Consider the following 24,856-nt stretch of genomic DNA (forward strand, 5'->3'; position numbering starts at 1 on the left):
GGTTGGCGATGGCGAGTCGAACGGTGGCCGTGGCCTCGGCCGGCGGCCTGCACGCGCGTCCGGCGAAGGTGTTCGTGCGGGAGGCGGCCCGGCTCGGGGTGCCGGTGCGGGTGCGGCTCGGCGAGAAGTCGGTGCCGGCCGGCAGCATGCTGGGGGTGTTGTCGCTGGGCGCGGTGCAGGGCACGGTGGTGACGCTGGAGGCCGAGGGCGCGGGGGCCGAGGAGGCGCTCGACGCGCTGGCCGCCCTGCTGTCCCGCGACCTCGACGCCGTCCCCGCGCCGGGCGCGGGCGCGGCGGCTGAAGCCGCGACCGGGGCCGGTGAGGCGCTCGATGCCTGAGGCGACGCTGAAGGGCGTGGGGGTCAGCCAGGGCCGCACCGCCGGGCCCGTGGTGCGGATGGCGGCCCCGCCGGTGCTGCCCGCCCCCCGCCGGGTCACCGACCCCGGCGCCGAGGCGGCCGCCGCCGCGAAGGCCCTCGACGCCCTCGCCGCCGACCTGGAGCGCCGCGCCGCCCACGCCGGCGCCGAAGGGGCCGAGATCCTGGAGGCGCTGGGCATGATGGCCGCCGACCCGGAGCTGCGCGAGCAGGCCGAGGCGCACGTGCGCGACGACGGCCTGGACGCCCCCCACGCCCTGGACGCCGCCTTCTCCGCGCACCAGGAGGCCCTGGCCGCGCTCGGCGGCTACCTCGCCGAGCGGGCCGCCGACCTCGACGACCTCAGGGCCCGCGCGGTGGCCGCCGCCCTGGGCCTGCCCATGCCGGGCGTGCCCGACCCCGGCCATCCGTTCGTGCTGGTGGCCGCGGACCTGTCGCCCGCCGACACCGTCGGCCTGGGCCCGCGGGTGCTGGCGCTGGTCACCGAGCGCGGCGGGCCCACCGGTCACACCGCGATCCTGGCCCGCGGCCGCGGCCTGCCCGCCGTGGTGGCCTGCGCCGGGGTCATGGACGTCCCCGACGGGACGGTGGTCGGCGTCGATGGCGTCACCGGCGAGGTCACGGTCGGCCTCACCGGCGCGGAGGCCGACCGCGTACGGGAGTCCGACCGGCGCGACCGCGAGCGGCTGGCCGCCAGCGCCGGTCCGGGCAGGACCGCCGACGGCCACCCGGTGAAGCTGCTGCACAACATCGGCTCGGCCGCGGACCTGCGGCCGGGCGCGGAGGGCGTGGGCCTGTTCCGCACCGAGTTCCTGTTCCTCGACCGCAGGCTGCCGCCCTCCCACGAGGAGCAGGTCGCCGCGTACGCGGAGGTGTTCGCGGAGGCGTTCGCCGCGGGCGTGCCGGTGACCGTGCGCACGCTCGACGCCGGCACCGACAAACCGCTGCCCTTCCTGGGCCTGCCGGACGAGCCGAACCCGGCGCTGGGCGTGCGCGGCCTGCGCGTCGACCGCGTGCTGCCCGGCGTCCTGGACGCCCAGCTCGACGCCATCGCCGAGGCCGCCCGCGCCACGGGCGCCGACGTGCGGGTGATGGCCCCGATGGTGACCACCGCCCGCGAGGCCGCCGACTTCGCCCGCCGCGTCCGCGCCCGCGGCATCCCCAGCGCGGGCGTGATGGTCGAGGTGCCCGCCGCCGCCCTCCAGGCCGACGAGCTGCTGGCCGAGGTGGACTTCCTCAGCGTCGGCACCAACGACCTGGCCCAGTACACCTTCGCCGCCGACCGGCAGCATCCCGGCCTGTCCGACCTGCTCGACCCGGCCCAGCCCGCCCTGCTGCGGCTGGTCGGCATGTGCGCCGAGGCGGGGCTGCGGGCGGGCAAGCCGGTCGGCGTGTGCGGCGAGGCCGCCGGCGACCCGGCGGTCGCGCCGCTGCTGGTGGGGCTCGGGGTGTCCAGCCTGTCGATGGCCCCGGTGTGCGTGCCCGTCGTCCGCGAGGCGCTGGCGGCCCTCACCCTGCAGGAGTGCCGCGAGCGCGCCCGCCTGCCGCGGCGCTGACCGGTCAGCCGACCGGCTCGGGGTTGTGGGCCCTGAGCCGGAGCCGGTCGTCCTCGACGTCCACGGTGACCTTGCCGCCCTCGGCCACCTCGCCGGTCAGCAGCATCGTGGACAGGCGGTTGTCCAGTTCCCGCTGCACGGTCCGGCGCAGCGGGCGGGCGCCGAACTCGGGCTGGTAGCCGCGCCGGGCCAGCCAGTCCTTGGCCTCGTCGCCGACCTCCAGGGTGACGTCCTGGCCGCGCAGCCGCTGGCGGGTGCGCTCCAGCAGCAGGTCCACGATCTGGCGCAGCTGCTCGCGTTCCAGCCGCTTGAAGATGATCACCTCGTCGATGCGGTTGAGCAGCTCGGGGCGCAGGGAGTGGCGCAGCAGGTCCATGAGCTCGTCCTGCAGGCGCGGGGTGTCGCCCTCGGCGTCCAGGATGAGCTGGGCGCCGATGTTGCTGGTCATGATGACGATGGTGTTGGTGAAGTCGACCGTGCGGCCCTGTCCGTCGGTCAGGCGGCCGTCGTCGAGCATCTGGAGCAGGATGTTCATGACGTCGGGGTGGGCCTTCTCGATCTCGTCGAGCAGGACGACGCCGTGCGGGCGGCGGCGGACGGCCTCGGTGAGCTGGCCGGCCTCCTCGTAGCCGACGTACCCGGGGGGCGCGCCGATCAGGCGGGAGACGGTGTGCCGCTCCTGGAACTCACTCATGTCGATGCGCACCATGTGGTCCTCGCCGCCGAACAGCGCGGCGGCCAGCGCCCTGGCCAGCTCGGTCTTGCCGACGCCGGTCGGGCCGAGGAACAGGAAGCTGCCGATGGGCCGGTTGGGGTCCGACAGGCCCGCCCGGGCGCGGCGGACGGCCTCGGCGATGGCGGTGACGGCCTCGTCCTGGCCGATGACCCGCTCGTGCAGGTGCTCCTCCAGCCGCATCAGCCGCTCGCGCTCCTGCTCGGTGAGCTGGGTGACGGGAATGCCGGTACGCCGGGAGACGACCTCGGCGATGTCCTCCACCATGACCTGCGGGACGCTGTCGTGCCCCTGCCGGGCGCGGTCCAGCTCGGGACGGAGCTTGTCGATCTGGACGGTGAGCTCCTTGGCCCGGTCGAAGTCGTCGGAGGTGACCGCCTGGTCCTTGTCGCGGCGCAGCGCGTCTAGGCGTTCCTCCAGCTCGCGCACGTCGCTGGCGGGGGTGCGCGAGCGCAGCCGGACCCGGGCCGAGGACTGGTCCATCAGGTCGATGGCCTTGTCGGGCAGGAACCGGTCGGGGATGTAGCGGGCCGAGAGGTTGGCGGCGGCGTCCAGGGCCTCGTCGGTGATGCGGACCTGGTGGTGGGCCTCGTACGCGTCGCGCAGCCCGGCCAGGATCTCGACCGTCTGCTCGACGGTGGGCTCGCTGACCAGGATGGGCTGGAAACGGCGTTCGAGCGCGGCGTCCTTCTCGATGTTCTTGCGGTACTCGTCGATGGTGGTGGCGGCGATGACGTGCAGCTCGCCGCGGGCCAGGGCGGGCTTGAGGATGTTGGCCGCGTCCATGCCGCCCTCGGCCGAACCGGCGCCGACCAGGGTGTGCACCTCGTCGATGAAGACGATGGTCTCGTCGGCGTGCGCGCGCACCTCGTCGATGACCTTCTTGATGCGCTCCTCGAACTCGCCCCGGTACTTCGACCCGGCGACCATGCCGGTCAGGTCGAGCGCGACGACGCGGCGGTCCTTGAGCGTGTCGGGCACGCTGCCGTTGACGATGCGCTGGGCGATGCCCTCGACGATGGCGGTCTTGCCGACGCCGGGCTCGCCGATCAGGCACGGGTTGTTCTTGGTGCGCCGCGAGAGCACCTCGATGGCCTGCTCGATCTCGTCCTCGCGGCCGACGACCGGGTCGATCCTGCCCTGCCTGGCCTCCTCGGTCAGGTCGCGGCCGTACTCGTCGAGCGCGGGCGTGTCGGTGGGCCGCCGTCCGTCGCCGTGCTGCTGGCGGGACGCGCCGGACACGATGGCCTGCTGCAGCTCGTTGGCCGAGACGCCCTGCTCCTGGAGCAGGCGGGCGGCCCCGGAGTCGGGGTTGGCGGCCAGGGCGAGCAGCAGGTGCTCGGGGCCGATGTAGGAGGACTGGAGGGCGCGGGAGATGCGCTGGGCGTCCAGGACGGCGCGCTTGGCCGCAGGGGTGAGCGTGGTGGGCGGCTCGGTTCCGGTGCCGGGTCCGGTCAGGGCGTCGATGCGGTCGCGCAGCCTGCCGAGGTCGACGCCCGCCGCCTGCATCAGCGGGCGGGTGGCGTCGGACTCGGTCAGCGCGTCGAGGACGTCCAGGACGTCCATGTCCTGCGCGCCGCGCTGCCCGGCGACCTCCAGGGCCCGGCTGAGCACCTCCCTGGCCGAGGCGCTGAGGAGCTTGCCCACGTCGACCCGCTGCACGCTGGGACGGGACGGCGGCCAGCCCTCCATCCCGCCGAACACCCGCCCGGTGAGCTCCTCGAACCCCCTGAACGGATCTCCCCCGAAGAACGACCTGAACGGCATGTCCGACATTTGATCTCCCCCTAGTGCATCAGGGGGACATCTAGCCGAAGAAGCCGCAAGTCATAGCCAGCAATCGGCAAAGGGGACGCATTACTCGGTGGCTATGAGGTCGATCACGGGGGTTTCGCCTGAGACGAGCTCCAGCGTGCGATGCGCGGTGCCCGGGTTCTCCAGCAGCGCCATGACGACGGCGGCCACGTCGTCGCGCGGCACCGAGCCGGGCGGCACCTCGGGGGCCAGCCGGACCAGGCCCGTGCCGGGCTCGTCGGTCAGGCGGCCGGGGCGCAGGATCGTCCAGGCCAGGCCGTCGCGGGCGCGCAGGTCGTCCTCGGCGGCGGTCTTGGCCTCGATGTAGGCGGCCCAGACCGCGTCGCTGCCCGGGGCGGGCGGGCGGCCCGCGCCCATGGAGGAGATCTGGATGAACCGCCGCACGCCCGCCCGCTCGGCGGCGTCGGCCATCAGGACGGACGCGGCCCGGTCGACGGTGTCCTTGCGGGCCGCGCCGCTGCCCGGGCCCGCGCCGGCCGCGAAGATCACGGCGTCGGCGTCGCGCAGGATCTCCGTCACCTCGTCGGGGGTGGCCCGCTCCAGGTCGCACAGCACGGCCTCGGCCCCGGTGGCCTCGACGTCGGCCACGTGCGCGGGGTTGCGCACCAGGCCGACCGCGCCGGACCTGAGCCGCTCGGCCAGCCGCAGCGCGATCTTGCCGTGCCCACCCGCGATGATGATCCGCATGCCCCCCATGGTGTCATGGACGTCATGAGCGACTTCCCGCAGGCCCCCACGCCCGCATTCCTGTTCGACCTGGACGGCACCCTCATCGACAGCGTCTACCAGCACGTCGTCGCCTGGCGGCAGGCGCTGTCCGGGATGGGGATCGACCTGTCGGTGTGGCGCATCCACCGGCGCATCGGCATGAGCGGCGGCCTGTTCGTCAGCGCGCTGCTGCGCGAGACCGGCCTGAAGCTGACCCAGGAGCAGATCGACCAGCTCCAGGTGCACCACGCCGAGGCGTACGAGCAGCAGGTGGACTCGGTCAAGCCGCTGCCCGGCGCGGCCGAGCTGCTCGGCGAGCTGACCGCGCGCGGCGTGCCGTGGGCCATCGCGACCAGCGGCTACGCCCGTACGGCCCGGCTCGCGCTGGGCATGCTGGGCCTGCCGGAGGACACCCCGATGGTCACCCGCGACCAGGTGCGGCGGGCCAAGCCGGACCCGGATCTGTTCCTGGCCGGTGCGGCGCTGGTCCAGGTGGACCCGCTGCATGCGATGGTGGTGGGCGACAGCGTCTGGGATCTGCTGGCCGCCCGCCGGGCGGGCGCGCTCGGCATCGGGCTGCTGTCCGGTGGATATGGCAGGGACGAGCTCGAACGCGCCGGCGCCTTCCGCGTGTACGCCGATCCGGCGGACATGCTCGACAGGCTGGACGAGCTCGGCGTGCGCTCCCCGTCCTGAGCGAGGGGGGGAATATCTCGCCGAACCTCCCAGCTTGATCGTGCGTATCCCCCATAGAGGAGCATTGAGATGGATTTGGCAGACATCGGCGTCACCGGCCTGGCCACCATGGGGCGCAACCTGGCCAGGAACCTGGCCAGGCACGGGTACGCCGTCGCCGTGCACAACCGCACGACGGCCCGCACCCAGCAGCTGGTCAGGGAGTTCGGCGGGGAGGGCACGTTCGTGCCGGCCGAGGAGCTGGCCGCCTTCGTGGCGTCGCTGAAGCGCCCGCGCCGGGCGATCATCATGGTGAAGGCCGGTCCCGGCACCGACGCGGTGATCGACCAGCTCGCCGAGCTGATGGAGCCGGGCGACATGATCGTCGACGGTGGCAACGCGCATTTCCTGGACACCCGGCGGCGTGAGGCGGCGCTGCGCGAGCGCGGCATCCATTTCGTCGGCACCGGCATCTCCGGCGGCGAGGAGGGCGCGCTGCTCGGCCCCAGCATCATGCCGGGCGGCTCGAAGGAGTCGTGGGAGGCGCTGGGCCCGATCCTGCAGGACATCTCCGCCAAGGTGGACGGGGTGCCCTGCGCGGTGCACGTCGGCCCCGACGGCGCCGGGCACTTCGTGAAGATGGTGCACAACGGCATCGAGTACTCGGACATGCAGCTCATCGCCGAGTCCTACGACCTGCTGCGCCAGGCCCTGGGGGCCACGCCGGCCGAGCTGGCCGAGGTGTTCAGGGAGTGGAACCGGGGCGACCTGGACTCGTACCTGATCGAGATCACCGCCGAGGTGCTGGAGCAGGTCGACGCGGCCACGGGCAAGCCGTTCGTGGACGTCGTGGTGGACCAGGCCGAGCAGAAGGGCACCGGCCGCTGGACCGTGCAGAGCGCGCTCGACCTGGGCGTGCCGGTGACCGGCATCGCCGAGGCGGTCTTCGCCCGCGCGCTGTCGGGCCACCCGGAGCAGCGCGCCGCCGCCGCGTCGCTGGAAGGCCCGCAGCTGTCCGGCGTCGGCGGCCGCGAGCTGATCGAGGACGTGCGCCAGGCCCTGTACGCGTCCAAGATCGTCGCCTACGCGCAGGGCTTCGACCAGATCGCCGCCGCCTCCAAGGAGTACGGCTGGGACGTCGACCCGGGCGCCATGGCCACCATCTGGCGCGGCGGCTGCATCATCAGGGCCAAGTTCCTCGACCGCATCCGCGCCGCCTACGACGCCGACCCGCAGCTTCCGACGCTGCTGGCCGACCCGACGTTCGCCGCCGCGCTGAACGCCGCGCAGGAGGCGTGGCGGCGCGTGGTGACCACGGCCGTGCGGATCGGCGTGCCGACGCCGGGGTTCTCCTCCGCGCTGGCCTACTACGACGGGCTGCGCCGCGACCGCCTGCCGGCCGCCCTGGTGCAGGGCCTGCGCGACTACTTCGGCGCGCACACCTACCACCGGGTGGACCGGGAGGGCGCCTTCCACACCGACTGGTCGGGCGACCGCGCCGAGCACCCCGCCTGACCGACCCCGGGTCTCGGCGGACGGTCAGCGGCTGGTCAGGGCGACCGGGTTGGCCACCGCCGTGACCACGCAGAACCCGATCGGGCCGGCCGTGTCGTGCAGGGTGACCTGGCCGGTCGCGACGCCGCCGGCGCTGAGGTGTCCGGTGGCCTCGACGCCGATCAGCTCGCCCTCGGGCAGCCGGGCGAGCGTCAGCGTGTAGTCGGCGTTGATGAAGCTGACGCCCGCCGAGCCGACGTTGGCCAGCGGGCTGGCGAAGTCGGCGGCCAGGGCGGCGCGGGTGAGCGGCGTCAGCGGCTCGTCGTCCACCAGCGGGTGGGTCTCCCGCAGCCACACGCGGTCGCGGCCGCCCTGCCCCCACTCGGTCAGCCGCCACAGGTCGAACGGCGGTTTCCAGCCCTGCCCCTCGGCCGGGTCGCCGGCGGGCGGCGGCTCGTCCCAGGCGGGCGTGTGCGGCAGCCGGCCGCCGGGCTGCTCGCCCTGCCGGAGCAGCACGGCCGAGGCCCGGCCGATCACGCCCTGTCCGGTGGAGAGCACGGCGTCGGCGACCCGGATCCGCCGTCCGTCCCTGACCAGGGTGGTCTCCACCGTGACCGGCAGCATGGGGCTGTTGCGGAACAGGTCGACGGTGAGCCTGGCGAAGTGCAGGCCGGGCTCGCCGTGCCGCTCCTCCAGGGCGCTCGCCGCCAGGCCGCCGAGCAGGCGGCCGTGGAGCATGTCGGGGGACCAGGGGCTGCGCGCGTGCGGGGCGGGCACGAGCTCGCCCTCCTTGCGCGTGAAGAACGCTGACGTCGCCATCACCGAATCATATTCTGGAAGCGAGCAGCCGCCGTCCCAGGGCGTGCAGATGGTCCGTCAGCTCGGCCGGTTCGAGCACCTCGAAGTCGAGGTCGAGGAAGGCCACGGCCACGGCCATCAGGTGCAGGTCGTCGCCGCGCATGGTGAGCACGCAGGTGGCCTCGTCCACCGGCTCGACCTCGCCGCCGATGCGGCCGGCCAGCCGTCCGGCCGGGGCGTGGATCAGGAAGCGGGCCTGGACCGGCCACATCTGGTGGCCGAGCCGGTGCCGCACCCAGGCGGCGACGTCGGCCTCCGGCGGCTCGCGCGGGGCGAAGCGCGGGCCGTTGGGCGTGCGCACCTCGATCCGGTCGGCCCGGTACGTGCGCCAGTCCTGGCGGTCGACGTCCCAGCCGACCAGGTACCAGCGGCTGCCCTTGGTGACCAGGCTGTGCGGCTCGGCCCGCCGCAGCGTGACGGCGCCCTCGTGGTCGGTGTAGTCGAAGCGGAGCTGCTCGCGGTCGCGGCAGGCGGCGGTGATGCGGGTCAGCAGCTCGGGGTCGACCGTCGGGCCCTGCCCGCCGACGCGCACGGTGTGCGTCTGCAGGGCGTTGACGCGCTGCCGCAGACGGGCGGGCAGCACCTGTTCGAGCTTGGCCAGGGCGCGCAGCGAGGTCTCCTCGATGCCGGTCACCGTGCCGCCGGCGGCCGTGCGCAGGCCGACCGCGACCGCCACGGCCTCCTCGTCGTCGAGCAGCAGCGGCGGCAGCTCCGCGCCGGGGCCGAGCCGGTAGCCGCCGGCCACCCCCGGCGTGGAGCCCACCGGGTAGCCGAGGCTGCGCAGCCGGTCGATGTCGCGGCGCAGGGTGCGCGGGGCCACGCCGAGCCGTTGCGACAGCTCCGCGCCGGGCCACTCGCGCCGGGTCTGCAGGAGCGAGAGCAGGCGCAGGAGCCGCGCCGAGGTGTCGAGCACGGGTCCATTGTGGCCCAGGGCGGTCCATTGGGGCCTGATCCTGGCCGCAATGCTGCCTAGCGTGGGCGGCATGAACCGATTCGTCATCGACATCCCGCAGTCCGCGCTCGACGACCTGCGGGCGCGGCTGGACCGTACGCGCTGGCCCGACGCCCTGGAGGGGGTCGGCTGGTCGTACGGCGTGCCGCCCGGGGCCGTGCGCGAGCTGGCCGCGTACTGGCTGGACGGCTACGACTGGCGGGCGCACGAGGCGCGGCTCAACGAGCTGCCGCAGCACACGACCGAGATCGACGGCCAGCGCGTGCACTTCGCCCACGTGCGCTCGCCGCGTCCCGGCGCGCTGCCGCTGCTGATGACGCACGGCTGGCCGAGCACGTTCGCCGACTTCTCCCGCGTGGCCGGGACGCTCAGCCGCGACTTCCACCTCGTCATCCCGTCCGTGCCCGGGTTCGCCTTCTCCGGCCCCACCACCGAGACCGGCTGGGGCGTGCGCCGGGTCGCCGCCGCCTGGATCGAGCTCATGGACCGCCTCGGCTACGACCGGTACGGCCTCCAGGGCGGCGACTTCGGCTCGCTCGTCTCGCCCGCCCTGGCCCGGATGGCGCCCGAGCGGGTGGTGGGCGTGCACCTGAACGCACTCACGGCGTTCGTCTCCGACGACCTGTCCGGCCTGACCGAGGCCGAGACCGAGCGCGCCCGGCGGATCGAGCGCTGGCACCGCGAGTTCTCCGGGTACGCCGCCGTCCAGGGCACCAGGCCGCAGACCCTCGCCTACGCCCTGGCCGACTCGCCGGCCGGCCAGCTCGCCTGGCACCTGGACGCGTTCGCGAGCTGGGGCCAGGACGCCGGCGGGGTCGCCCCCGACGACATCCTGACCAACGCCACCATCACCTGGCTGACCGGCACCGCCGGCTCCTCCGCGCGCCTGTACCGCGAGAGCGGCGGCGACTGGGCGCCGCCCGCCGAGCCCGGCAGGACGCCGACGGCCGTGGCCGTCTTCCCCGGCGACAGCACGGTCCGCCGCTACGCCGAGCGCTCCCACAACGTGGTGCGCTGGTCGGAGCCGGCGCGCGGCGGCCACTACGCCGCCCTCCAGGCCCCCGACCTGCTGGCCGACGACGTCAGGTCGTTCTTCGCCGAGCTCTAGCTGTGCTGCCGGGCACTACGTTCTTCGCCGAGCTCTAGCCGGGCATCACGCAGAACGGGTGGCCCTCGGGGTCGAGCAGCACCGTCCAGTCGTCGCCGCCCGGCTGGTGGGCGGGCAAGGTGGCGCCCAGGGCGACCAGCGCCCGCCTGGCCTCCTCCACGTCGGGGACGGTGAGGTCGAGGTGCGCGTGCTTGCCGTCGTTGGGCCAGCCCGGGCCCCGGTAGCCGTCGATCCGCTGGAAGGCGAGCGGCACGGGGCCGCCGGTGACGGTGGCGTAGCCGGGGTCGGAGTCGCCGACCTGCCAGCCGGTCGCCTTGGCGTAGAAGGCCGCCAGGACGACGGGGTCGGCGCAGTCGAAGACCATGGAGGCGATCGTTGTCGTCATGCCCCCACCTTCCCGGCGACGCCGTCCCCGGGTCTTGAACATCCTTGCACCGCGCCCGATCGGGCCGAATCTCAGCTCAGCGGGCGGGCCTCCGTCACGCGGTGCAGGTGGGCCACGATGTCGTAGGCCCTGCCGAGGGCGAGCGGCTGGTTCAACTGCTCGGGCACGTAGGTGGCCGGGACGGTGAAGGTGGGACGGGCGGCGTCCAGCCACGCGCGTACGGACGGTGTACGGCGGGCCTGCCGCAGGTCGGCGTAGTAGTCGCGGTGGCGCACCCGGTCCAGAACGGCCTCGTTGCTGTCCGAAACGGGTGCGCCGGTGTCGAAGACGCCGACTCGGCCGGTCTTGGGATCGACGGCCCGGAAGCGGCCGCTGTGGATCGTGGTGCCGATCGCCACGTAGGACGCGCCGACCTGGGAGCGCAGGTAGGCGCCCTGGGTGATCGGGTAGTGCTGGGGGAAGGCCGAGACGTAGCCGACGTGCCCGTTGTGCGCCGCCACCACGGTCTTCCCGCCGGTGTGCCGCTGCCACCACACGGTGTTGTCGGCCATGGCCTTGTCACGGTGAAGGTGCAGCTTGGGCGGTTCGAGCGTGTACATGGTGACCATCTGGGAGATGACTTTCGCCTCCTGCGCCACGTACGGGTCGGCGCCCTCAAGCAGGCGGTGGGCCGCCTCGGCGTCTGCCGCCAGCGCCTTGAGCCGCTGCGCGGGCATGGCGGCCAGGGCGGCCATGCGCCCGGCCGTGCTGCCGGGAAGGGCCATCAGGCCCTTGTAGCGGCGGCTCAGTTCGGGGACCAGCGCGGGCCGGTGCTGCGCGGCCCAGGCGAGCACGCGCCGGTACTGGTCGGGGTGGACGTCGCCGATGTCGAAGCCCATCACGCGCAGCTTGTGCCGGGCGGTGCGGTTGTGGTCGCGCATCCACTCGTACAGCTCGGCCCATTCCCGGGTGCGCCATGCGCCGTAGTCGTTCTGGAACTCCTCGGCCAGGATCTTGCGCAGGTCGCCCTTGCCGGTGCGCACGTACTCGTCCAGGCGCGCGCCGGCCGACCAGGTCGCCTCCAGCGCCAGCGTGGTGAAGCCCCGGGTCTCCACCAGGTGCCGGAACAGGCGGTGGCGCAGGGTGAACAACTCCTTCGAACCGTGCGTCGCCTCGCCGACGCCCACGATGGTGGCGCCCTTGACCATCGCCGACAACGCCCGCAGGTCGTCCGCCTGGCCGCCGGGCCGGGTGCTCCGGAGAGCCTTGGCGTGGCGCTCCAGACTCGCCACCACCCCGTCATCGACCCGACCGCCGACGGCCGTCACCGTGACAGCCTTCGCCGTGACGGGACCGGCTTGTGCGGGGGCCGCCGTGGCAGGGGTGGCCAGTGCTGGGGTGGTCGCGGTCGCCAGGCAGGCCGCCAGCGCCAGGGTGATCGGCGCGATACGACGCACAGTGTTGTTCGCCAAGACAGATCCTTCAGATTGGTGTCGATGCAGTGGTCACCAACGTATGGATCGGCGCAGGCGACATCGATCCTGCCAGCCGCCCGATCGCCGGTGCAGCCTGCTGTAACACCCCCCACCCGCCGCCCCGACCCCACCGCCCACCGTCCCGGCACGCGGGCCGACATCCCAGGCACGCGGACCGGCTTCCCCGGCCGAGCCAGCAGAGGCGGCCGAACGCGCCCTTCGCCCCCGCCGCTGTCCCGACACCACCCTCCAGCGGACCGTCCGCGCTCATGGGGCCCTGAGCGCCGCCTCACCGAACCCCGCTCTCCTCTTCCCCACCCCCTGATGCCTCAGCCAGCACTAAACCCTCCGGAAACCGTGCACCACGCAAGCCGAGCACAGGTCGCCGGACATCGGACACATTGCCGAGCGTCAGGCCCGGCGGCCGGGCAGGGCAGTGACGCACGGCCGTCGGGATTGTCGGTGGTGGGGCGTAACGTTCGGCGGGTGCGATCCTCCAAGCCGCTGGCCCGTGGGAAGGGCTTCACCCTCGACCTGGTGACCTGCGTCGACGACCACCGCGGCTGGTCGCGGCCCGAGGTGGGCCGGGCCCACCGCATGGTGCTGGTCCACCGTGGCGCGTTCCGTCGCATGGCCGACGGCCGCCAGGCCGCCGTCGACCCGACGATGGCCTACCTCGGCGCGCCCGGCGAGGAGGAACGCTTCGCCCACCCGGCGGGCGGCGACGTCTGCACCTCCCTCTCCCTGTCCCCCGGCCTCTGGCGCACGCTCGCGGGCGACGCCCCCCGGCTCGCCCGCTCGACGGTCTACGTCGACGCCCGCTTCGAGCTCGCGCACCGCCGCCTGCTGGCCGCCGCCCGCGCGGGCGACCCCGACTTCGCCCTGGTCGAATCCCTGCTGTCGCTGACCGGCGCCACCCTCACCCAGCTGGCCGGGCCCGCCACCCCGGCCACCGCGGACGGGGTGGCCGCGGCGCGCCTGCCCACCCCGTCCCCTGCCCGCTCCACCGCGGCCATCGCCGACGCCGCCCGCGAGGCGATCGCGGCCGACCATCCGGCGGCTGCCGGGCTGCTGCCGCTGGCGGAGCTCCTGGCGGTCTCCCCCTACCGGCTCAGCCGGGCCTTCACCCGCGAGCTGGGCGTCTCGCTGACCCACTACCGCAACCGGGTCCGCGTCAGCCGGGCGCTCGACCGGCTGGAGAGCGGCGAGACCGGCCTGGCCGCGCTCGCCGCCGACCTCGGGTTCGCCGACCAGGCCCACCTGACCCGTACGATCCGCCGCCACGTCGGCCACACCCCGACGGTCCTACGCCGCCTGCTGGCCTCCCCCGCTCCCCTCGGGCGGGTGGATTTCGGGTCGCCTGCCGCCGTAAGCTCCCCCAATGCATGATGCAGGTGAGGACCCCCGGCCCGCCCGGGGCGTCGTACGCGAGGTCCACTCGCTCAACGGTCCCGTCACTCTGGCCTACTCCCCCGACCTCGACGGCCTGGCCGATCCGGGGGAGATCGTGTGGGCGTGGGTGCCGTACGAGGAGGATCCGTCACGGGGCAAGGACCGGCCGCTGCTGGTCGTGGGCCGTACCGGGCGCAGGCTTCTCGGCATGATGTTGTCCAGCAAGGGCGACGACGGCTCCGACTGGCTGGAGGTCGGCGCGTGGGGCCGCGACGGGCGGGTGTCGTACCTGCGGCTCGACCGCGTCTTCGTGCTGGACGAGGGCGACATCCGCCGCGAGGGCGCGGTTCTCGACGGCGACCGGTTCGCCCGGGTGGCCTCCGTCCTCATGCAGACGCACGGGTGGAGCGTGGACTGACCAACGCGCACCCCCGCCCCCGCCCGCACCAAATCCTCTCCCCCCCGCGCGCTCCCACCCCGGTCTCCCACCTCCCCACCCCGGGCCAGCCTCCCCACCCCACCTCCCCGCCCCGGCCTCCTCCGCCCCCGGCCTTCCCCCCGCCGGCCCGCTCCCACAGCGGCGAGCGGTCCCACAGCGGGGGGGCCCCACAGCGGGGGGTGGCCCCACAGCGGGGGGTGGCCCCACAGCGGGGGCCCCATGCCGAAAGAGGGTTATCCCTAAGCAGGGGTGGGTCCAAAGCGAAGCGGGCGGTCGTGTAGCGATGGGCGGGCCGTCCCGTAAGGATTGGCGGTCGTGCAGCGGTGGCTGATCCCGTCATGGCGGGTGGTCCCGTTCCGGTGCGTGGTCCCGTAGCCCCCCGGGATGGGCGTGAGGGAGTATCCGGATGGTAAGCGCACGATCCGGTCATCGTCCGAAATCACCCCCGCCTGCGATCATGGGTGCATGCGTGTTGTGGTGATCGGCAGCGGGATCGTCGGGGCGAGCGCGGCCTACTACCTGAGTGGCCGCGGCGTGGCCGTGACCGTGGTGGACCGCGGTTCCCAGGGCCAGGCGACCCAGGCGGGCGCGGGAATCGTGTGCCCCTGGGTGGACCATCCGGAGGACGACTCCTGGTACCGGCTGACCAGCGAGGGCGCCCGCCACTACCCGAGGCTGGTCGAGGCGCTGGGCGAGGACATCGGCTACGCCAAGGTCGGCGCCCTGCTCGTGGCGGAGGACCCCGTGGATCTCGAACCGGTGCGGGCCCTGCTGCGCCGCCGCTACGCCGACGCGCCCGAGATGGGCGAGGTCACCGACGTGCTGACGCCGTCCGACCTGTTCCCGCCGCTGTCCGACGACCTCAGCGCGCTTCTCGTGCCGGGCGCCGCCCGGGTGGACGGCAGCGCCGTACGCGACGCGCTGCTGCGCGCCGCCGTCGCCCGGGGCGCCGAGGTGCTGCCCGGCAGCGCCGTCCTCACCCCGGACGGGCAGGTGCGCCTGCATGCCGCCGACGAGGACATCCCGGCGGAGAACGGGCCGCAGTGGGGCCAGCCGGGGCCGGCAACCGGCGCGGTGAGCGGCGGGACCACCTCCTGGCGCCAAGCCGCTCCTCTCCCTCCGGACTTCACGCCGTCCGCCACCGGCGACCTGACCGAGAGCCCTCTTGAGGCGTCCGCCGAGGGACCGGTCGGCGCCGCGGGCGACGCGCCCTTCGGCGGCCCTCCGGACGGCTCCCCAGGGGGCCCCGCCCAGGCCCCCGCGCCCGTCCCGCCCGTGGAGCCGGACGTCCCCATGCCACTGGCCGAACCCGTCGCCCCTTCCGCGGCCGAACGCGTGCCCGTCGGCGAGGGCGTCCCCCTGGAGGCGGACGTCGTGATCGTGGCGGCCGGGGCGTGGACGGGCGAGGTGTGCCGTCCGCTCGGGGTGGAGCTGCCGGTGTTCCCCCGGCGCGGGCAGATCCTGCACGCCACCCTCGACGGCGTGGACACCGCGTTCTGGCCCATCGTGCTGCCCAGGAGCGGGCCGTACCTGCTGGGGTTCCCCGGCTCGCGGGTGGTGATCGGCGCGACCGTGGAGGACGTCGGGTTCGCGCCCCGGGTCACGATGGGCGGGCTCGAAGAGGTGATCGCAGCGGGGTTGCGGGTGGCGCCCGGCCTGTTCGGGGCGACGGTGTCGGAGACCAGGGTCGGCCTGCGTCCGGTCAACGCCCCCGGCCCCGCGCTCATCGGCCGGCTCACGCCGCGGGTGGTCGTGGCGACGGGACTGAGCGCGTACGGGCTGACGGCGGGCCCGTTCACCGGCGAACTCGTCGCCAAGCTGGCCCTCGACGAACAACCCCCCATCGACCTCACCCCGTACGCACCCCGCACCGCCTGAACCACCGGCCGGCCCGGCACGTCCCCCGCGCTGACCGGGCCCGTGGATGCCCGGCGGGGCGAACGTCCCGCGCAGGGCAATCCATCGGCCGCCGCCCCAGAGCGTTCCAGCGGGAGAACACCGGCGGTCCAGCCCAGAAAAGACAACGGCCGGCGAAGCCATGCCGCGGGCCTACCCAGCACAAGAACGGCCCAGCGGAGCCACTCCGCATCCAAGCGGCGGCCCGACCCAGGACGAGAGCGGCCCAGCAGGCCACTCCCTGTCCAAGCGGCAGGCCGACCCAGCATGAGTGCGGCCCAGCGGAGCCCAGTCCAAGCGGCAGGCCGACCCAGTACGTGAGCGGGCCGTGCCGCCCTCCAGCCGGTGGGCCTGACAAGGACGAGAGCGGCGAGCCGCGTTCGCATGGCGGGCGTTGGCGGTAAGTCGGCGTTAGTCAGACCCCGGCATGATCCAGGCAACACTGCGCGGATATGGTGGATTTCTCCCCACCGTGATCTCGTGGGGAGGCCGCGTTGCCGCTGTTCGCGCTGCTGATCATTCTGCTGCTGGCCGCCGGATGCGCCTCCGCCCCCCAACGAACGGAAGGGCCCGAGCGCCCCGCCGAACGGCCCGCCCCCGCTGTCACACCTCCGCCGCGTCCCTCGATCCCCGCGCCGATCCCGCTCCCCGCCGAGCACGTCAAGATCCCGTACGCCGCCTCGGGCTCGTACGCCGTGGTGCCCGGCGGCGCGCCCGCCCGAGCCGGAGACGGCGAGGTGGTGCGGTACCTGGTGGAGGTCGAGCGCGGCCTGCCGATCGACGGGACCGTGTTCGCGGCCGCCGTGCACCGCACCCTCAACGACCCGCGCGGATGGGCCCGCTTCCAGCGCGTCGACCACGGCCCGGTACGGGTGCGGGTGGCGCTGTCCAGCCCCGGGCTGACCGTCAGCCAGTGCCTGCCGTTGCGCACCGGCGGCACGTTGTCGTGCTGGAACGGGACGCGCTCGGTCATCAACGCGCTCCGCTGGGCCGACGGCGTCCCCCAGTACGAGGGCGACCTGGCCGCCTACCGCGACTACCTCATCAGCCACGAGGTCGGCCACAGCCTGGGACACGGCCACCGCGCCTGCCCCGGCCCCGGCCTGCCGGCTCCGGTGATGGTCCAGCAGTCGAAGTCGCTGGGCCGCTGCCGGCCGAACCCGTGGCCGCACCCCGAACGCCACCCGGACGAGCGCCGCGACGCCCTGGCCCGCAACCCCTGACGGAAGGCCGGACCACGAGCCCGAAGCCGCGAACCTGGCTATCCCGAAGGGCTCGGGGCGTTGGGAGGCGGAGCCGCGGGGGCGGGCGCGGCAGAAGGAGGGCTCGGGGCGGGCGGCGGAGTGGGGGCAAGTCCGGAGCCTTGGCCCACGCCGCGCAGCAAGGTGTCCACCAGCCGCCCCGCCAGCGCCTCCGGCTCGCCGTCGCGGCTCTGCGCCGCCTCGTGGATCAGCGCGTAGTACACCCGGCGGGCCCACTCCGGCTCCACGTCCTCCCGCAGCACCCCGGCCGCCCGCGCCTGCTGGAACAGCCGGTCGCACCTGGCCTCGACCTCGGAGTACACCTGGGCCACCTCGGCCCCCGCCGACGGCCCGCGGCTCATCGCGAACCCCCAGTCGATCTTCACCCGCAGCACGTTCGCCGTCACCTGGTAGAGCGCGACCAGCGGCGGCGCCTGCTCGGGGCGGGCGTCGTCCACGGCGGCGGCGAACTGCCGGGTGGCCCACTCGGCCATCGCCTCCACCAGCGACTCCCTGGAGGCGAAGCGCCGGTGGACGGTCGTGCGCGCCACCCCGGCCGCCTCGGCGATCTGCTCCATGCTGGCCGCCGGGTTCCTGCTGAGCACCCGTTCGGCTGCCTCCAGGATCGTCCGGACGGTCCGCTCAGCGTCGGACCGCAGGGCCCGCGTCGTCCCACTCACACTCCAGAGGATACAGGACGGTACCCCTTCGATTCGAAGTTGCGTCATCAGTGTTGCAAGTTCTAGAGTGATCGCATCACCGCTGATGCAAGAAGGGCGATTCACATGGACATGCGACTCACCGGCAAGACCGCCGTCGTCACCGGGGCGAGCAGGGGGCTGGGGCTGGCGATCGTCGAGGCGCTGACGGCTGAGGGCATGCGGGTCGTGGCGGCGGCGCGCACGATCTCCCCCGAGCTGGAGCGCACCGGGGCGATCACCGTGACGGCCGACCTGTCCACCGCGGCGGGCCCGGCCGAGCTGGTCGAACGCGCGCTGGCCGAGCTCGACGAGATCGACCTCCTGGTCAACAACGTGGGCGGCGGCGACGGCGGCCGGGAGCAGGTCAACGGCTTCCTCGGCTTCGACGACGACGCCTGGCGCCAGTCGTACGATCTGAACTTCCTCAGCGCCGTGCGGGCCACCAGGGCCGCGATGCCCAGCCTGTTGCGGCGGGGCGGCACTGTGATCAACATCTCGTCCAACGGCGCCCGCGTGCCGCACATGGGGCCGGTCGTGTACACCACCGCCAAGGCCGCGCTGACGGCGTTCGGCAAGGCCCTGGCCGAGGAGTTCGGGCCGCGTGGCGTGCGGGTCGCCACCGTCTCCCCCGGCGCCTCGCGCACCTCGATGTGGGAGGCTTCCGACGGTTACGGCGCCGCCCTGGCGGCCTCGCTCGGCATGGAGCACGAACAGTTGCTCGCGGGGCTGCCGTCGGTCACCGGAATGACGACCGGTAGGTTCGTCGAACCGGAAGAAGTCGCCTCCTTGGTGACGTACCTGGCCTCGCCGCACGCCGGGAGCGTGAACGGCGCCGACTACGTCATCGACGGCGGAGCGATCAAGACGGTATGAACTATCGCGATATATCGTAGAACGGGAACACCGGGGAATCCCGCCCGGTTGGGCGGGATGGACATCATCTCCAGGGGAGTGTGGGCAATGGCAGGAATGCGGACCGCACGGCGGATCCTCGCGGGCGGCGCGCTCGCCGCCGCGGCCGGGTGGGCGTTGCGCGGGATACCGGCGGAGCTGGGCGTGCGGCCTTTGACGTCGGGGCCGGACCGGGTGAGCAGGATGCGGCGCTCGCCGCAGTTCAGGGGCGACACGTTCGTCAACCCCATGTCCGAGCCGACCGCCCTGATGACCACGCCCCCGGTGGGCCTGCTGGCCGAGCTGGCCAGGAACAAGGAGCAGCGGCATCCCGCCGGGCCCATCCCGCTGCGCCTGCCGCCGTCCGGCCCGCCGCCGGCCGACGGCCTGCGCGCGGTCTGGTACGGCCACGCCTCCACCCTGGTGGAGATCGAGGGCAGGCGGGTACTGTTCGACCCGGTGTGGAGCAACCGGGTCTCGCCGTCCCAGCTCGTCGGCCCCAAGCGGCACCACCCGCTGCCGGTGGACATCGGCGACCTGCCGCAGGTCGACGCGATCGCGATCTCGCACGACCACTACGACCACCTCGACATGGCCACCGTGCGCTCGCTCACGCGCACCCAGAAGGCGCCGTTCCTCGTCCCGCTGGGCATCGGGGCACACCTGGAGCGGTGGGGCGTGCCGCTGTACCGGATCATCGAGCTCGACTGGGACGAGGAGGCCGAGGTGGCGGGCCTGCGCTTCGTCGCCACCGCCGCCCGGCACTTCTCGGGGCGGGCCTTCACCAGGAACGACACCCTGTGGGGCTCGTGGGTGGTGGCCGGGCCGAGCAAGCGGGTGTTCTACGCCGGCGACTCCGGATACTTCCAGGGCTACCGGGGCATCGGGGCCGCGCACGGGCCGTTCGACCTGACCCTGATGCCGATCGGCGCCTACAGCCCGGCCTGGCCCGACATCCACATGAACCCGGAGGAGGCCGTCAACGCCCACCTCGACCTCGGCGGCAAGCTGCTGCTGCCGGTCCACTGGGCGACGTTCACGCTGGCGCTTCACCCGTGGGCCGAGCCGGTGGACCGGCTGTGGCGGGAGGCGAAGGCACGCGACGTCGAGATCGTGGTGCCCCGGCCGGGCGAGGGCGTCGACGTCACCGCCGCCCCGTCCGTGGACGGCTGGTGGGAAACCCTGGGATAGCCGTCCCGTCCGTAGACGGCTGACGGGAGTCCCTGCGATAGCCGCCCCGTCCCTGGACGGCTGGTGGGAGACCTTGGGGCAGCCGTCACGGCCGGGGGACGCCGGGTGTGGGGGGCCGTACGGCCCCTACAGTCGTGGGGTGAGCAACATGGAACGTGACCCCCGCGAACTCCGCTGCGCAGCCGACGGCGGCGACCACAGCGAGGTGCTGACCGGACGCGAGGTGCCGCTGGGCGGCCCGCGCGCGATGCGGGTGAGCAGGACGCTGCCCGGCGTGCACCGGCGGATGATCGGCGCCTGGTGCTTCGTCGACGCCTACGGCCCCGAGCCGGCGCTGATGCGCGTGCCGCCCCACCCGCACACCGGCCTGCAGACGGTGACCTGGCTGGTCGCGGGCGAGGTGCTCCACCGCGACAGCGTCGGCAGCCTGAGCCGGGTGCGTCCCGGCCGGCTCAACCTGATGACGGCCGGACGCGGCATCTCCCACTCGGAGGAGTCGCCCGGCACGACGCTGCACGGCGTGCAGCTCTGGGTGGCCCTGCCGGAGGCCCACCGGCACACGGCCCCCGCCTTCGAGCACCACGCCACCCTGCCCGTGTTGTCCGGCCCCGGCTTCGACGCCACCGTGATCATGGGCACGCTCGGCGGCGTGACCTCGCCCGCCACCACCTACACCCCGCTGGTGGGCGCCGAGGTGACGGTCGACGGCACGGGCGAGGTGCCGCTCGACCCCGCCTTCGAGCACGGGTTGCTGCTGCTCGACGGCGAGGTCGAGCAGGCCGTGCCGGGGGCGCTGCGCTACCTGCCGCCGGGCCCCGGCACGTTGCGGCTGGCGGGGCGCGGGCGGGTGCTGCTGATCGGCGGCGAGCCGTTCGGCGAGGAGATCGTCATGTGGTGGAACTTCGTGGGGCGCTCCCACGAGGAGATCGCCGCCTTCCGGAAGGAGTGGGCGGAAGGCGAGGGCTTCGGCACGGTCGAGGGCTTCGACGGCGAGCCGCTGCCCGCCCCGGCGCTGCCCTCCATCCGCCTGAAGCCGCGCGGACGGGTACGCCCCGAGACGCGCTAGTAGACCGAGATGTGCGGATGGTCGAAGTGGTTGGCCGTCGTGCCGCCGCGGTTGGACATCGTCCGCCAGGTGCCCGTCCTGGCGTGCCAGATGCGCTGGCGGTAGATGATGTACATGATCCCGAGGCGCCGGGAGTTCTTGATGGCCCAGTCGGCGATCTCGTAGCCGCGCTTGACCTCGGCCGCCGACGGCATCGCGCCGCCGTGGCTGAGCATGAAGTCGCAGGCGCGGCCGAGCGGGTGCTCGCCGCCGTCCTGGATCGTCCGGTAGCAGCCGATCCCGAACGGCACCACGAACCGTTCCTTGATGAGGGTCTTGACCAGGCGCATGCGGGGCGTGATGTTCTCGGAGCCGTCCGGGAGCTGCGGCACCCACGTGCCGTCCGGACGCCGCACGCCCGGGGCCGTGTAGAGCTTGTCGATCCGGTCCTTGATCTTCTCGATCAGCTTCTCGGCCTTCTTCTTGCGCCCCTCCAGGTCGGCCACCGCGGTGCCGAGTTCCTCGGCGCGGGCGGCGGCCTCCTGCTCGGCCTTGCGACGTTCGTCCCTGACCTTGGCGTAGCCGCGCAGCCGGGCGTCCTGGACGTCGATCAGGTGGCGGCTCAGCGCCAGGCGGCTCAGCAGCGCGTCCGGGTTCTGGCTGCCGGTGAACAGGGCGATCTGGTTGGGTTCGCCGCCGATGTACTGGGCCACGGCCAGCGTCCTGAGCTGGAGGGACTCCCGGTCGTAGACCTCCTGGGCGGCGGCCAGCCGCTCGCGCGCGCTCTTCTCCGTCTTCTCGGCCTGCTGCTGGGCACGGCGGCTGTTGTAGTACTCCTCGATGAGCCGGTCCGACTCCTTGCTCAGCGCGGCCAGCTCCTTCTTGAGCTGCTTCACCGAGGGCTTGGGGGCCGCGCGCCCGGCTGAGGCGTTGCCCGCCGTCATCGGCAGCCCGGCGGTCACTGCGACGAGTGCGGCGACCAGCACGGCGACCACGGCCCGCACCACGTTGCCCACGGCGGAGGAGGCGACCGCCACTGTCCTCCTTAGCCTGAGCCGCAGGGCGGGTTCCGGTCAGGAGCTAATCAGAGTCCGGGACGCCCTCTTTCCGACGCTGATAGTAGGGGATCAAGCATCATTCCCTGCAACTCATGACTTTTCCTGACTACGTGATTTTCGTGCGCGTCTTACCGCGATGCGGCCTCCGACCAGGGCCGATCCCGGCACCACGAGCATGCCGAGCAGGCTGGAGCCCAGGCCGACGTCGAGGTCGGCGTCCAGCAGCCCGCCCCCGCCGCCGCCGAGCAGCGACCCGCCGAGCGACAACCCGACCGAGACGGACAGGAGCGGTTCGTGGCTCTTGGCGGGCGGCTTGGCGGGGGGCTCCGGGGCGGGTGCGCTCGTGGCGGGCGGCTTGGGAGCCGGGCCCCCGGTCGCGGACTGCCGGGTGGACGCCGGCGACGACCGCGTGGGCGGCGGCCCCGAAGCCGGCTCCGACTCCGACGGGCCCGAAGGCGGCCCCGACTCCGACGGCCCGCTGGTCGGCCTCGGCGGCCGGCTGTTCGGTGCCCTCGTGGCGGGCGGCGCGGACGACGCGGGCCCCGCGGTCGGCACACCGGGCACCGTCGGCATGGCAACCACGGTGGGCATGGTGGGCCCGCCGGTGGCCGTCGCGGGCGGCGAACCCGTCCCGGACCCGCTCGGCACGGGCAGCTCCGGATCCGGCGTGCCGGACGGCGTCCTGAACGAGCTCTCCACGGACTCCGGCGGCATCGCGACGCCGCTGTCGGGCGTGGGCGAGCCGCTCCAGATCACGAACGTCGACGCCACCGCCGCCGCCGTCGCCAGCACCAGCCCACCGGTCACCGCCAGCTTGGCCGGCGGCCCGAACGAGCTGCGCACCACGCTGGTGCCCGTCGCGGCGCCGTTCTCCGCACCGCTCGTCCCGATGATCCCTCCACCCGTCCCCCCGCCCATCCCTCCGCCGGTCCCGGCCGACGGCAGCAGCGCGGCGAACGGCATCGCCAGCACGGCGAGTCCCGAGCGCCCGCGCAGTTCCCATCCCGCGCCGTACGTCCCGCGCGCCACCTCCTCCAGCTCGGCCAGGAACGCCTCGGCCGAGGCGGGCCGGTGGGCGGGGTCCTTGGCCAGGCCGTGCTCGACGAGGCCGCGCAGGCGTCCGTCCACGTGCTCCAGCGGGGGCGGCATGTGCTGGTGCTGGAAGGCCAGGGCGGCCAGGTTCGCGGCGGTGAACGGGCGGCGGCCGGTGAGGCATTCGTAGAACACCAGGGCGGCGGCGTACACGTCGCAGGCCGGGCCGGCCGGGGCGTCCTCCCACTGCTCGGGGGACATGTAGGCGGGGGTGCCGGCCAGGGCGCCGGTCTCGCCGAACCGGGCCGCGACGCCGAAGTCGACGAGCTTGCTGTCGCCGTCCGGGGTGACGATGACGTTCTCGGGCTTGAAGTCGCGGTGCGCCACCCCGCGCCGGTGCGCCTCGGCGAGGCCGAGCAGGGCCCCCTTCAGCAGGGTGAGCGCGGCCTCCACGCCGGTGCCCCCCTCGGCGGCGATCAGGCGGCGCAGCGTGACGCCGTCGACCAGCTCCATCACGATCGCAGACGTGCCCCCGGCCTCGACGTAGTCCAGCAGGCGGGCGGTGTGGGGGCTGTCGATCTCGCCGATGACCCCGGCCTCGACGCGGAAGCGGGCGGCGAACTCGCCGTCCGCGCGCAGGGCCTCGGACAGGTGCTTGATCGCGACCGGTAAGCCGTCGGAGTCGCGGACGGCGAGCACGACGCGGCCGGTTCCTCCGTGACCGAGTTCCCGGATCTCCGTGTAACCGGGAACAGCCATGTCGGGGCCTCCTGACCGGATAAAGATCCTTATGTCAGGAAGCTAGCCGAAGGTAACACGCCGTGTCGAGCCCCTTCGCGCGAGTAACCGACCCCCTATCGCAATCGGTATTTTTCCTACTTCCTATAGTAGGTCCGTGGCTCTCACCGATCATCTGCGCGAATGGCTCGGGGCCTGGCCGCCCACGGGAAACCTCGACGTCACGGGCTCGCCGCTGCGCACGCTGCCCGCCTGGGACGGCCGCGTGCACCCGGCCGTCGGCGTCGGCACCCCGGAGGGAGCGATGTTGTCGGTGCCGCCCGAGCACGTCGCCCGGGTGCGCGCCGCGCGGACGCTCCGGGAGGTCCCCGGACTGATCGGATATGGGGATCGCGGCTGGTTCGACGCCGTCTTCCGGTGGACCACCGAGCCCGCGCCCCTGCCCGACGCCGGCGAGTGGCTCCAGGCGACGGACGACGCCGTCCCCGGATGGCTGCGCGTGTTCGGCGGCGAGGTGCTGGTGGCCGTGGACCCCGAGACCGGCGAGCACCTGGCCGGGGTGGGCATCAAGCGGCACGACCGCTTCGGCCGGGAGCTGTCGGTGGTGACCGCGCCCGAGGCCCGCGGTCGCGGCCTGGCCAGACGGCTGGTGGCGCAGGCGGCGCGGCGGGTGCTGGACGAGGGGGCGGTGCCGACGTACATGCACGCGGCCAGCAACACCGCCTCAGCCGCCGTCGCCAAGGCGGCAGGCTTCCCCGACCTCGGCTGGACCGCCTTCGGCGTCGCCGAGAACTAACCCCTGCGCCAAACCGCACGGAGTCAGGCCACAAGGCCGAACGCCCCGAAGCATCGGACACACGGTCAATCCCCGGGAAGGGCCTGGCGGCGGGGACCGCCGGACGCAGGATCAGGCGGCCCGAAACACCGAACACGAAACCAGCCCTTGAGAGGGCCGGACATGGGTCCGGCCGCAGGAAGGGTCAGGCGCCCCGAGCACCGGACACGGTACCAGCCCTTGAAAGGGCCGGACATTGTGCCTGGCCGCAGGAAGGGCCAGGCGGTCCGGCCCCCGGACGCAATGCCAGGCGGCCATCCACGCCAACGCCCACCGCTTCCCA

General features: G+C 73.8%; 22 protein-coding genes. 13 read left to right on the forward strand and 9 right to left on the reverse strand.

The genetic code is table 11. From position 1 onward, the window contains the following. The first annotated feature begins 8 nt into the window (after nt 1–8). On the forward strand, nt 9–338 hold the full coding sequence (locus tag ACIBQ8_RS07845) for an HPr family phosphocarrier protein (RefSeq protein ID WP_397173899.1): 330 nt from the start codon (nt 9–11) through the stop codon (nt 336–338). Next, a complete protein-coding gene (gene ptsP / locus ACIBQ8_RS07850) occupies nt 331–1,932 on the forward strand; it encodes a phosphoenolpyruvate--protein phosphotransferase (RefSeq protein ID WP_397191493.1) in 1,602 nt (533 codons plus the stop codon). The genes ACIBQ8_RS07845 and ptsP overlap by 8 nt, the downstream gene beginning before the upstream one ends. 4 nt (nt 1,933–1,936) lie before the next feature. Here ptsP and ACIBQ8_RS07855 read toward each other — a convergent pair whose 3' ends face one another. Together ACIBQ8_RS07855 and ACIBQ8_RS07860 are read right to left on the reverse strand one after the other, a co-directional pair. Continuing rightward, a complete protein-coding gene (locus tag ACIBQ8_RS07855; protein ID WP_397191494.1) occupies nt 1,937–4,441 on the reverse strand; it encodes an ATP-dependent Clp protease ATP-binding subunit in 2,505 nt (834 codons plus the stop codon). 81 nt (nt 4,442–4,522) lie between these two features. Continuing rightward, nucleotides 4,523–5,167 (reverse strand): SDR family oxidoreductase, encoded by a 645-nt coding sequence (locus ACIBQ8_RS07860; protein ID WP_397191495.1) that lies wholly within the window; start codon nt 5,165–5,167, stop codon nt 4,523–4,525. 24 nt (nt 5,168–5,191) lie between these two features. Between ACIBQ8_RS07860 and ACIBQ8_RS07865 the strand changes: the two genes are divergently transcribed. Together ACIBQ8_RS07865 and gndA are read left to right on the forward strand one after the other, a co-directional pair. Next, nucleotides 5,192–5,884 (forward strand): HAD family hydrolase, encoded by a 693-nt coding sequence (locus tag ACIBQ8_RS07865; protein ID WP_397174256.1) that lies wholly within the window; start codon nt 5,192–5,194, stop codon nt 5,882–5,884. 69 nt (nt 5,885–5,953) lie between these two features. Beyond that, a complete protein-coding gene (gene gndA, locus ACIBQ8_RS07870; RefSeq protein ID WP_397191496.1) occupies nt 5,954–7,378 on the forward strand; it encodes an NADP-dependent phosphogluconate dehydrogenase in 1,425 nt (474 codons plus the stop codon). A 24-nt stretch (nt 7,379–7,402) separates the two neighbouring features. Here gndA and ACIBQ8_RS07875 read toward each other — a convergent pair whose 3' ends face one another. Beyond that, nucleotides 7,403–8,176 (reverse strand): thioesterase family protein, encoded by a 774-nt coding sequence (locus ACIBQ8_RS07875; RefSeq protein WP_397191497.1) that lies wholly within the window; start codon nt 8,174–8,176, stop codon nt 7,403–7,405. 7 nt (nt 8,177–8,183) lie between these two features. Continuing rightward, a complete protein-coding gene (locus ACIBQ8_RS07880; RefSeq protein WP_397173888.1) occupies nt 8,184–9,128 on the reverse strand; it encodes a helix-turn-helix transcriptional regulator in 945 nt (314 codons plus the stop codon). A 70-nt stretch (nt 9,129–9,198) separates the two neighbouring features. Here ACIBQ8_RS07880 and ACIBQ8_RS07885 point away from each other — a divergent pair, with 70 nt between their 5' ends. Further along, the gene (locus ACIBQ8_RS07885; RefSeq protein WP_397191498.1) at nt 9,199–10,275 is read left to right on the forward strand and encodes an epoxide hydrolase family protein; all 1,077 of its coding nucleotides are present in this window, start codon (nt 9,199–9,201) and stop codon (nt 10,273–10,275) included. Between the two features lie 34 nt (nt 10,276–10,309). Here ACIBQ8_RS07885 and ACIBQ8_RS07890 read toward each other — a convergent pair whose 3' ends face one another. Together ACIBQ8_RS07890 and ACIBQ8_RS07895 are read right to left on the reverse strand one after the other, a co-directional pair. Next, nucleotides 10,310–10,660 carry a VOC family protein gene (locus ACIBQ8_RS07890; protein ID WP_397191499.1) on the reverse strand — a complete coding sequence of 117 codons (351 nt, stop codon included), beginning with the start codon at nt 10,658–10,660 and terminating at the stop codon, nt 10,310–10,312. A 71-nt stretch (nt 10,661–10,731) separates the two neighbouring features. Beyond that, on the reverse strand, nt 10,732–12,111 hold the full coding sequence (locus ACIBQ8_RS07895) for an erythromycin esterase family protein (protein ID WP_397191500.1): 1,380 nt from the start codon (nt 12,109–12,111) through the stop codon (nt 10,732–10,734). A 489-nt stretch (nt 12,112–12,600) separates the two neighbouring features. Between ACIBQ8_RS07895 and ACIBQ8_RS07900 the strand changes: the two genes are divergently transcribed. The 4 genes from ACIBQ8_RS07900 (at nt 12,601) to ACIBQ8_RS07915 (ending at nt 17,064) form a co-directional block, all read left to right on the forward strand. Then, nucleotides 12,601–13,503, forward strand: coding sequence for a helix-turn-helix domain-containing protein (locus ACIBQ8_RS07900; protein ID WP_397191501.1), 903 nt, complete (start codon nt 12,601–12,603; stop codon nt 13,501–13,503). Next, the gene (locus ACIBQ8_RS07905) at nt 13,496–13,924 is read left to right on the forward strand and encodes a type II toxin-antitoxin system PemK/MazF family toxin (RefSeq protein WP_397191502.1); all 429 of its coding nucleotides are present in this window, start codon (nt 13,496–13,498) and stop codon (nt 13,922–13,924) included. Before ACIBQ8_RS07900 ends, ACIBQ8_RS07905 begins: the two co-directional genes overlap by 8 nt. Nucleotides 13,925–14,410: 486 nt before the next feature. Further along, complete coding sequence (locus ACIBQ8_RS07910) at nt 14,411–15,823, forward strand: NAD(P)/FAD-dependent oxidoreductase (protein WP_397191503.1); 1,413 nt, start codon at nt 14,411–14,413, stop codon at nt 15,821–15,823. A gap of 512 nt (nt 15,824–16,335) precedes the next feature. Continuing rightward, a complete protein-coding gene (locus ACIBQ8_RS07915; RefSeq protein WP_397191504.1) occupies nt 16,336–17,064 on the forward strand; it encodes a DUF3152 domain-containing protein in 729 nt (242 codons plus the stop codon). 38 nt (nt 17,065–17,102) lie between these two features. On the opposite strand, the gene ACIBQ8_RS07920 is transcribed toward ACIBQ8_RS07915, so the two are convergent. Next, nucleotides 17,103–17,762, reverse strand: coding sequence for a TetR/AcrR family transcriptional regulator (locus ACIBQ8_RS07920; protein WP_397191505.1), 660 nt, complete (start codon nt 17,760–17,762; stop codon nt 17,103–17,105). Between the two features lie 105 nt (nt 17,763–17,867). On the opposite strand from ACIBQ8_RS07920, the gene ACIBQ8_RS07925 reads away from it, so the two are divergent. The 3 genes from ACIBQ8_RS07925 (at nt 17,868) to ACIBQ8_RS07935 (ending at nt 20,931) form a co-directional block, all read left to right on the forward strand. After that, nucleotides 17,868–18,656, forward strand: coding sequence for an SDR family NAD(P)-dependent oxidoreductase (locus tag ACIBQ8_RS07925; RefSeq protein WP_397173872.1), 789 nt, complete (start codon nt 17,868–17,870; stop codon nt 18,654–18,656). An 87-nt stretch (nt 18,657–18,743) separates the two neighbouring features. Further along, complete coding sequence (locus ACIBQ8_RS07930) at nt 18,744–19,865, forward strand: MBL fold metallo-hydrolase (RefSeq protein ID WP_364337478.1); 1,122 nt, start codon at nt 18,744–18,746, stop codon at nt 19,863–19,865. Nucleotides 19,866–20,004: 139 nt separating this feature from the next. Continuing rightward, nucleotides 20,005–20,931 carry a pirin family protein gene (locus ACIBQ8_RS07935; RefSeq protein ID WP_397191506.1) on the forward strand — a complete coding sequence of 309 codons (927 nt, stop codon included), beginning with the start codon at nt 20,005–20,007 and terminating at the stop codon, nt 20,929–20,931. Here the strand turns inward: ACIBQ8_RS07935 and ACIBQ8_RS07940 are convergent. Both ACIBQ8_RS07940 and ACIBQ8_RS07945 read right to left on the reverse strand, forming a co-directional pair. Next, complete coding sequence (locus ACIBQ8_RS07940) at nt 20,928–21,947, reverse strand: coiled-coil domain-containing protein (protein WP_397191507.1); 1,020 nt, start codon at nt 21,945–21,947, stop codon at nt 20,928–20,930. The two genes, ACIBQ8_RS07935 and ACIBQ8_RS07940, sit on opposite strands and share 4 nt — an antisense overlap. A 111-nt stretch (nt 21,948–22,058) precedes the next feature. Further along, nucleotides 22,059–23,759: a protein kinase gene (locus tag ACIBQ8_RS07945; RefSeq protein WP_397191508.1), complete on the reverse strand. Its 1,701-nt coding sequence runs from the start codon at nt 23,757–23,759 to the stop codon at nt 22,059–22,061. Between the two features lie 136 nt (nt 23,760–23,895). Between ACIBQ8_RS07945 and ACIBQ8_RS07950 the strand changes: the two genes are divergently transcribed. After that, nucleotides 23,896–24,534: a GNAT family N-acetyltransferase gene (locus tag ACIBQ8_RS07950; RefSeq protein WP_397191509.1), complete on the forward strand. Its 639-nt coding sequence runs from the start codon at nt 23,896–23,898 to the stop codon at nt 24,532–24,534. Nucleotides 24,535–24,856 lie beyond the last annotated feature (322 nt).

The sequence above is a fragment of the Nonomuraea sp. NPDC049646 genome, assembly GCF_044465525.1.
In the GTDB taxonomy this organism is placed as follows: domain Bacteria; phylum Actinomycetota; class Actinomycetes; order Streptosporangiales; family Streptosporangiaceae; genus Nonomuraea.